Origin of the sequence: Ruminococcus sp. (genome assembly GCF_045129435.1) — a bacterium.
Taxonomy (GTDB): Bacteria; Bacillota; Clostridia; order Oscillospirales; family Acutalibacteraceae; genus Ruminococcoides.
The window spans coordinates 1-8,843 of record NZ_JBGVJL010000175.1 but is presented as its reverse complement, the minus strand read 5'-3'; the positions used below and the strand labels follow the sequence as shown (position 1 = coordinate 8,843).

8 protein-coding genes are annotated in these 8,843 nt (G+C 38.6%); 1 reads left to right on the top strand and 7 read right to left on the bottom strand.

Going from position 1 to position 8,843, the window contains the following annotated elements:
* Positions 1-2,241, bottom strand: a 2,241-nt coding sequence (metE, locus tag ACJMMI_RS08105; RefSeq protein WP_405354825.1) for a 5-methyltetrahydropteroyltriglutamate--homocysteine S-methyltransferase, incomplete at its 3' end; no start/stop codon positions are given.
* 205 nt (positions 2,242-2,446) lie between these two features.
* On the opposite strand from metE, the gene ACJMMI_RS08100 reads away from it, so the two are divergent.
* The gene (locus tag ACJMMI_RS08100) at positions 2,447-3,127 is read left to right on the top strand and encodes a YoaK family protein (RefSeq protein WP_405354824.1); all 681 of its coding nucleotides are present in this window, start codon (positions 2,447-2,449) and stop codon (positions 3,125-3,127) included.
* A gap of 6 nt (positions 3,128-3,133) precedes the next feature.
* Here ACJMMI_RS08100 and ispE read toward each other — a convergent pair whose 3' ends face one another.
* The 6 genes from ispE to ACJMMI_RS08070 form a co-directional block, all read right to left on the bottom strand.
* Positions 3,134-4,003, bottom strand: a complete 870-nt coding sequence (ispE, locus tag ACJMMI_RS08095) for a 4-(cytidine 5'-diphospho)-2-C-methyl-D-erythritol kinase (protein WP_405354823.1) — start codon at positions 4,001-4,003, stop codon at positions 3,134-3,136.
* The gene (locus ACJMMI_RS08090) at positions 3,993-5,171 is read right to left on the bottom strand and encodes an aminotransferase class I/II-fold pyridoxal phosphate-dependent enzyme (protein WP_405354826.1); all 1,179 of its coding nucleotides are present in this window, start codon (positions 5,169-5,171) and stop codon (positions 3,993-3,995) included. The genes ispE and ACJMMI_RS08090 overlap by 11 nt, the downstream gene beginning before the upstream one ends.
* Entirely contained in the window at positions 5,171-5,650 is a 480-nt protein-coding gene (locus ACJMMI_RS08085; RefSeq protein ID WP_022235051.1) for an Lrp/AsnC family transcriptional regulator, read from the bottom strand. Before ACJMMI_RS08085 ends, ACJMMI_RS08090 begins: the two co-directional genes overlap by 1 nt.
* Positions 5,651-5,710: 60 nt before the next feature.
* Complete coding sequence (locus ACJMMI_RS08080) at positions 5,711-6,193, bottom strand: hypothetical protein (protein WP_405354822.1); 483 nt, start codon at positions 6,191-6,193, stop codon at positions 5,711-5,713.
* Between the two features lie 24 nt (positions 6,194-6,217).
* Positions 6,218-8,125 (bottom strand): NAD(+) synthase, encoded by a 1,908-nt coding sequence (locus ACJMMI_RS08075; RefSeq protein WP_405354821.1) that lies wholly within the window; start codon positions 8,123-8,125, stop codon positions 6,218-6,220.
* Between the two features lie 87 nt (positions 8,126-8,212).
* The coding region (locus tag ACJMMI_RS08070) for an O-antigen ligase family protein (protein ID WP_405354819.1) at positions 8,213-8,843 on the bottom strand (631 nt) is incomplete at its 5' end.

Here is an 8,843-nt window from a genome sequence, read left to right as displayed (position 1 = left end):
TTCAACAAGATTTTTCAAGCTCTGCACAGTTTCTTCGTTACCTCTTGTTTTTAAACCGCAATCAGGATTCACCCACAATTTATTATATGATACCTTAGAAAGCATTTTATTTATCGCTGACTTAATTTCCTCTACTGTCGGAATTCTTGGAGAATGAATATCATAAACACCGGGGCCTACCTCTGTACGGAAGTTTTTAGCCTTTAACACATCAAGAAGTGTAAGGTCAGAACGGCTTGCTTCAAATGTGATTACATCAGCGTCCATATTATCAATATCTTCAATAATGTCGGCAAACTCGCTATAGCACATATGGGTATGTATCTGAGTTTCAGGTTTTACTCCGCTATGTACAAGGCGAAAAGCATTTATTGCCCAGTCGAGGTATTCTTTGTTCCAGTCACATCCGCGTAATGGTAACTTTTCTCTTAATGCCGCTTCATCAATCTGAATAATTTTAATTCCGTTTGCTTCAAGGTCGAGCACTTCATCACGAATTGCAAGGGCAATCTGATATGCACTTTCTTTAAGAGAAATATCTTCTCTTGGGAAAGACCAGTTGAGTATTGTAACAGGACCTGTAAGCATACCCTTAACAGGTTTTTCTGTAAGGCTCTGAGCATAGGTTGACCATTTTACGGTCATTGGCTTTGCTCTTGAAATATCACCCCACACAACCGGCGGTTTTACACATCTTGTACCATAGGACTGTACCCATGCTTTTTCTGTAAAGATGTATCCGTCAAGACATTCGCCAAAATATTCTACCATATCATTTCTTTCAAATTCACCATGAACAAGCACATCAAGTCCTAAGTTTTCCTGAAGTTTGATACACTCGGCAATTTTTTCTTTCATAAATTCTTCGTAGTCGCTTTCGGAAATATTGCCTTTTTTGTATGACGATCTTGTTAAACGGACATCAGAAGTCTGAGGAAAAGAACCGATAGTCGTTGTAGGTAAAAGAGGTAAATTGAATTCTTCTTTCTGAATTTTCTCACGCTCAGCAAACGCAGGTAATCTTGTAAAATCTTTTTCAGACAAAGCATTTACTTTTTCTTTTACATTTGTATGACAACCGCTTCTTGCCTGAGCAAAAAGAGCGATATTTGCTTTATATTCGGGCAAATATCTGTAATTTTCAGCAGCAATAATTTTTTTGAGCTCAGCCAGTTCAACAAGCTTCTCGCTTGCATACGCAAAATGAGTTTTGTACTCATCAGAAAGCTTGGTTTCATTTTTAAGTGTGTATGGAATATGCAAAAGAGAACAGGAAGTATTGATTACTGTATTAATTGACTTACTCTGCAATTCTTTTAAGATATTTACTGTTTTTTCGTAGTTATTCTTCCAGATATTCTTTCCGTTTACAACACCGGCAAAAAGCACCTTGTCACTTGGAAAACCATTGTTATTAATAAGCTCAAATGTTTTTTTGCCCTCAATAAAATCAAGACCGATTCCGTCAAAATCAAGAGCACAAATTTTATTGTAGCAATCTCTTACATCGCCAAAATATGTTTGCAGGCGAATTTTAATGCCATTTTTATTACCAAGAATCTTAGTATAAAGTGCATTAAAGAACTCAATGTCACCTTTGCTCATATCCTTTACAAGGCAAGGCTCGTCAAGCTGTAACCATTCAGCACCAATTTCTGCTAATTTGCAGATAATCTGAGCATAAACTTCTGCAATGCTGTCTGCAAAATCTTCTTTAGATTTTGTACCGATATATCTTGCGAGTGTAAGGAAAGTATATGGACCGATAATAACAGGAGTTGTTTTTACTCCGATTTTCAAAGCTTCATTAAAAAGCTCAAAAGGCTTATTATCAGCTAATTTTAATACTGTATTATCATCAATTTCAGGCACCATATAATGATAATTTGTATTAAACCACTTTTTCATTGCAAGTGCTTTTACATCGCCCTTTTCGCCTTGATAACCTCTTGCAGCCGCAAAGTACTCATTAAGCGGAGATAAACATAATTTCTTGTATCTGTCCGGAACAGCATTTAAAAGAAAAGCTGTATCAAGCATACCATCGTAAAAAGAAAAATCATTTGACGGTATAAAATCAAGTCCGCTGTTTTTTTGCTCGGTAAGATTTTCAATTCTTAATGTTTTTGCTGCATCAAAAAGCTCTGCCTGCTCAATTTCATTTCTAAAATATTTTTCGCTTGCAAATTTAAGTTCACGAAGTTTTCCTATTCTCGGATAACCAATTATTGAAGTTTTCATATCTACAAATCCTCTCAATTAAATCTGTACATATTATACATCAATCCTTGAAATAGTGTTAATACTTAAAATTCAGTATTATCTATAGTTTAAAACTATATCAAATAGTAACATATTTACAAGTACAATTTTTCTTATATAATGACTTGCATTTTTTATAAAAAGTACTATAATACAAATGGAAAAATTTTAAGGGGAATAGATTATGAAAAATTTAAGAGGACAAATTTCTGAGTCACGCCGACTTGCAATACTGCTTGCGGTATCCGGTGGCTTTATGGACGCCTACACCTATACCTTTCGTGGTGAAGTATTCGCAAATGCACAGACGGGCAACATCATTTTGCTTGCAATCAATCTGTCCGAGGGCAACTACTCAAAAATGCTGCAATACCTTTTTCCTGTAATTGCATTTGCCTTTGGAATTATACTCGCCGAGCTTGTACATAGATTTTGCACATTAGATAATATTCTTCATTGGCGACAATACACAGTATTGCTTGAATGTGTGATTTTGTTTTCTGTGGGATTTATTTCTCAAAGATATAATCTTATTGCAAATTCGCTGGTTTCCTTTGCCTGCGGCATTCAAGTTGAAAGCTTCAGAAAGGTAAAAGGAAATGCCTCTGCCACTACAATGTGCATTGGCAATCTGCGTTCCGGCACACAAAATTTATTTAACTTTATTTTTAACAAAGACAAGGAATGTCTTAGAAAATCACTTATTTATTACGGTGTAATTTTCTTCTTTGCACTCGGTGCGGTTATTGAAAATATTATAATCGGCTTTTGGAAGCAATACACAATCTGGTGCAGTTGCATACTTCTTTTTGCAGGCTTTCTGTTAATGTTCCTGCAAGCAGAGGAGGACAAAAAAATAGTCTGATATAAATCAGACTATTTTACAGCCTTCTTTTGTTGGATGACAAAGGAAAACTTTATCGTATTTTTCTTTTAAAGCATCAACACATTTTTTAGCCTTGCGTTCTGAATTATATACCGCAAAAACTGCCGAGCCTGAGCCTGACATACTTGCACCAAGTGCCTTGCGTTTGTACATAATTCTTTTAATATCGTTTACCTCTTCAAGCTGTAAGGCAAGTTCAAAATCATTAAAAAGAGTAGAGGTAATTCTGAACATATCCCTGCTGAAAAGCGACTTTATCATTTCATCGGTATAAAGTGGGTGCGGATTTAACGCATCCACTTTTTTGTATGCCTCAGCGGTAGAAACGCTAACGCTGTCAGGCTTACAAATAACAATGTGAGAAGCTAAGAAATTTGGCATTTTTTTGAGAGTTGTGCCAATTCCTGTGGCATATTTTGTACCGCCAACTAGACAAAACGGAACATCTGCACCAATTTTTTCAGCAATTTCGTGCAGTTCCTCCGGCTTTAAAAATGCATCAAACATTTTATTAAGTCCCATAAGTACAGCCGCACCATCGGTACTGCCGCCTGCAAGTCCTGCCTGAGTGGGAATAATCTTGTCTATATCAATGTGTACTCCCTGTCCCTCATTGCGTGTGGCTATAAAGAACTTTTCCGCTGCCTTGTAGCAAATATTTTTTTCATCACAAGGCACGCCGTCGTAATTGCAGGAAATTGTAATTTTACCGCTGTCATTGTCGGTAATGGTAATTGTATCGTACAAATCAACACTTTGCATTATTGTTGCAATGTTGTGATAACCGTCGGGTCGCTTGCCTGTAACATCAAGCGTAAGATTGATTTTTGCAGGTGCAAGAACCTTAATCTCCATTTTTTTGCTCCTCTATAAAGTCCTTGATACGCTGTAAGGCAGTTTTAAGGTGATTTAATGAGTAAGAGTAAGAAACTCTCACAAATCCCTCGCCACATTCGCCAAAGGCTGTACCCGGTACAACGGCAACATGCTTGTCCATAATAAGCTTTGTACAGAAGTCCTCAGAGGTCATTCCTGTACTTTTTATACAAGGGAATACATAGAAAGCACCGTAAGGCTCAAAGCAGGTAAGTCCCATTGCATTGAATGAATCAACCACAAGACGGCGACGCATATCGTACTCGTTACGCATATTTACTACATCGGGATCACCGTTCCGTAAAGCCTCAATAGCTGCATACTGGGCTGTAGTAGGTGCTGACATAATTCCGTACTGATGAAGCTTTGTCATCTGTGCAATAATCGGCACAGGACCTAAAGCATAGCCGAGTCGCCAGCCTGTCATTGCATATGATTTTGAAAAGCCGTTGATAACTACAGTACGCTCGTACATACCGTCAATAGATGCGATAGAAATATGATTTTTACCGCCGTATGTAAGCTCACTGTAGATTTCATCTGAAAGCACAAACAAATCGTGCTTTTTAATTACCTCGGCAACAGCCTCAAGGTCTTTCTTTTCCATAATAGCACCGGTCGGGTTATTTGGGAAAGGCAAAACAGCAAGCTTTGTTTTGTCGGTAATAGCGTTTTCAAGATCCTCTGCCTTGAGTCTGAATTCGTCTTCTGCCTTGGTGTTAATAATAACAGCCTTACCGCCTGCCATATGAGTAAGCGGCTCATAGCAAACAAATGACGGCTCAGGAATAATTACCTCGTCACCCTCGGAAACCATACATCTGAAAGCAAGGTCAATCGCCTCGCTGCCGCCAACAGTAACAAGCACCTGAGTTTTACCCTCATATGAAATATTAAAGCGTCTGTTGTAGTAGTTGGCAATTTCATCTCGCAGCTGAGCAAAGCCTCGGTTTGGTGAGTACCATGTCTTGCCGTTTTTAAGAGAGTTTATACCCTCCTCACGAATATGCCATGGTGTCTGAAAATCAGGTTCGCCTATGCTGAGTGAAATAACATCGTCCATTTCACTTGCAATGTCAAAAAATTTACGGATACCTGATGGTTTTATTTCTTGTATAGAATTATTTAAGTATTTTGAATAGTCAATCACAGAATTAAACTCCTCTCATCCGACCCTTCAAAATCGATGAGATTCATTCCGCTGTCTTTATAGCGACGCATAATGAAATGTGTGCCTGTTGAAAGCACTCCGTCGATTGTGGAGAGTTTTTTAGATACAAACATAGCGATGTCCTGCATAGATTCGCCCTTGACAATAAGAGCAAAATCATATGTACCAGCCATAAGATAAACAGAATCTACCTCGTCAAACGCCATGCACATTTTCGCCATCTCGTCAAAGCCTGCATCCTTTTTAGGAGTAACCTTCAGCTCAATAAGTGCCTCAACATAGTTTTCCTTGGTATTTTCCCAGTTTACAACCGCCTGATAACCCTTGATAATGCCCTGAGTTTCATACTCTTTAATCTGGGCTTTAATATAATCTTCCGGCTCACCGAGCATTGTCGCTATTTCGGCAGTAGTAAAGCCTGAGTTTGTGCTTAAAAGCTGTAGTAATCTGTCCATAATAAATCCTCCCCTGTGAATCTATACTTTATAACCCGACAGATTTCGGGTACTTAATAATTATACCGCCTGTCTGACGGGATTGTCAACTGTATTGAGCATATTTATGCAAACCGCCATTGATATACATAACAGTTCATTTTGAGGTGAATACACATCAAGCTCATAGCTTTCTGTGCGTGAAAAAACTCTTTTTTGCGTTGCTATAACGGAGTTATCAACATCTAAAACAGAAAAACTTTTTTCTGCCACATTACCGCAGATTTTCCAGTTTACACCTGAACACATACAAATAAGCTCGTTGTGATTCACGCCCATTAAAAGTCGCATCTTTTTACCACCCGCGTTAATATTGCAGGCGATAATATTAGATACTTGCAAGCATCTGATTTTTACAAAGGTTTCGTTTATGCTGTGAATAATGATTTTTCGACTTCGCTTGCTTTTTGAAAACTCCGCAAGATACTTTTCAATACCCGATTCATCGTAAATTTCAAAAGCACCAAAATCCGCACAAACATCTCGTTTAATAAAATATTTCACAAAATGCCCCCTTGAATTTCAGAATTACTGATTTTCAAGCTCATCAAGCCACATTCTCACACTTGCGTCACTCGGCATTCTCCAGTCTGAACGAGGAGAAAGCGTTACCGAACCAACCTTTGGACCATCCGGCAGACAGCTACGCTTGAACTGCTGAGAGAAAAATCTCTTTAAGAATGTAAACAGCCATTTTTTAATAGTATCGTTGTCATACTTGCCTGCAAACGAACGCTTTGCAAGGTAGTAGATTTTTGACGGAGTAAATCCAAAACGAACAAAGTAATAAAGGAAAAAATCGTGCAATTCATACGGACCTACCACATCTTCGGTTTTCTGAGCAATTTCACCGTTTTTATCAGGCGGCAAAAGCTCAGGACTTACAGGTGTGTCGAGTACATCAAGCAAAACTTCTTTTAACACGCCGCTGCTGATTTCTGCTTCATAGGCTGTGAGATAACGCACTAAAGTTTTTGGGATAGAAACATTTACCGCATACATACTCATATGGTCGCCGTTATAGGTCGCCCAGCCAAGTGCAAGCTCCGACAAATCGCCGGTGCCGATTACAAGACCGCCGTATTTGTTTGAAAGATTCATTAAAATTTTGGTACGCTCTCTTGCCTGTGAATTTTCATAGGTAATATCGGTTACACTTTCATCGTGTTTAATATCAATAAAGTGCTGTCTTACCGCCGCTGTGATGTTTATTTCTTCAAAAGAAACATCATAAGCTTCAGCGAGCTTTTCGGCATTTGATTTGGTACGCTTTGTTGTACCAAAACAAGGCATTGTTACTGTGTGAATGTTCTTTCTGTCAATACCGAGCATATCAAAAGCGTGAACACACACGATGAGTGCAAGTGTACTGTCGAGTCCGCCGGACAAGCCTAAAACTACATTCTTAATGCCTGTGTGAGCAAGTCTTGTAGCAAGACCTGTTGCCTGCATTGTGATAATTTCCTTACATCTTCTGCTGAGGTCATCTTTTGCAGAAGGCACAAACGGAGTCTGTTCAAACTTGCGTGCAAGCTTAGTGTCTGTAATCGGCATATCAAAATAAATTCTTCTGATATTTTCGCTGTCGGAATAGAATGTACTCATTCTTCTGCGTTCACCCATAAGCTTTTGCACATCAATGTCGGCATAAGTAATGCCTGTGGTAAAGCGTTCGCTCTCGCTGAGCAAAGAAGCGTTCTCACATATTATATTCTGAGCGGAATAAACCGTGTCTGTTGTGCTTTCGCCAAATCCCGAGTCTGTGTAAATATATCCACAGCAAAGCTTACCGCTCTGCATTTTCACAAGTGAGCGTCTGTACTCAGCCTTGCCGATGGTATCGTCAGAGGTTGACGGATTGCAGATTATAGTTGCACCCGACTTTGCCAAAGCGATAGACGGCGACTGAGCCACCCATAAGTCCTCGCAAATTTCAACACCTACTGTAAACTCAGGCATATTGCTGTTCTGGAATAATACCTTATCCGTAAGCACAGTTTGCTGACCTGCGTATGAAAGTTCAAAATCTGTATTTTTTCCGCTTGTGTAGTGTCTTGCCTCATAAAATTCGGAGTAATTCGGAATATTTACCTTTGGCACAAGACCGAGCAATTTGCTCTTAAAAATAACCGCCGCACAATTATAAAGTGCCTCTCTAAATGCCACCGGAACGCTCACAATCGAAAGAATATTTAGATTTTTGGTTTCCTCAATAATTCTATATACCGATTTTTCAGCGGCTTTAAGAAGAGTCTGCTGTAAAAACAAATCGCTACAAGTGTAGCCTGTTATGCATAATTCGGGAAAATTTATAAGTGCGGCACCCTCAAGACTAGCCTCTTTAATCTGAGCAATGATTGCGTCTGCATTTCTTTTGCAGTCGGATACTCTGATTTTAGGGGTAGCTGCCGCCACTTTTACAAAACCGTATTTCATTTATATCAATTCCTTTTCAGAAAAATAAAAACCGCAGGTAAACATACCTACGGTTATTATAGCCTAAAAATTGTAAATATACAAGTATCAAAGCAGACTTCTGCGGAGTCTTTTTTGATGGAATAAATAGCGTGTTTCAAGCATTGGCTCAAACTTTGCAATATAGCAGCTTGTGTAGCCCATAATCAGCCAGAACCACATTACCATAAATGAAATGTCATAAAGCAACGCTTTTTCAAACAACGCATAGAAAAGATAAGCACTTAAAAATGCAAACATACAAGGATAAGCGTCATTTTTAAATGTCTTTTTCTGCAAGAACAAATGCTGTGCGGCGTGTTTTGCAAAGCGAAAACCGAATATACCGAAAATAACAAAACCAAGCACACCGGTTGAAACGAGAATTGTTAAAAATCCGTTGTGTAAGTCGTTGTTGTGATAAGTATATTTCAGAGTACCGTTTGCGTATTCCTGACTGTAAAAGACAATGTTGCCGTTGCTTATTCCAAATACAGGCGAAATTTTAAACAAGTCTATTGACTCACGATAAAGTTTAAATCTGCCGCTGTCTATATTTGAATTTTCGTGTTCAAATGTAACAGGCGGATTTTTTGTAGGCTGTGAATCTTCGTTTTTGCCTTCTGTATCAGCATCTTTATTTTCCGCTGAATTTTCGGAATCAGCCTTTCCTGTAATTTCATCAAGGAAAGAATAGGTT

Excerpts from the sequence above, each read along its gene's own strand:
- ACJMMI_RS08100 (WP_405354824.1), top strand. The coding sequence starts at position 2,447 with ATGAAAAATTTAAGAGGACAAATTTCTGAGTCACGCCGACTTGCAATA.
- ispE (WP_405354823.1), bottom strand. The coding sequence starts at position 4,003 with ATGGAGATTAAGGTTCTTGCACCTGCAAAAATCAATCTTACGCTTGAT.
- ACJMMI_RS08085 (WP_022235051.1), bottom strand. The coding sequence starts at position 5,650 with ATGGACAGATTACTACAGCTTTTAAGCACAAACTCAGGCTTTACTACT.
- ACJMMI_RS08075 (WP_405354821.1), bottom strand. The coding sequence starts at position 8,125 with ATGAAATACGGTTTTGTAAAAGTGGCGGCAGCTACCCCTAAAATCAGA.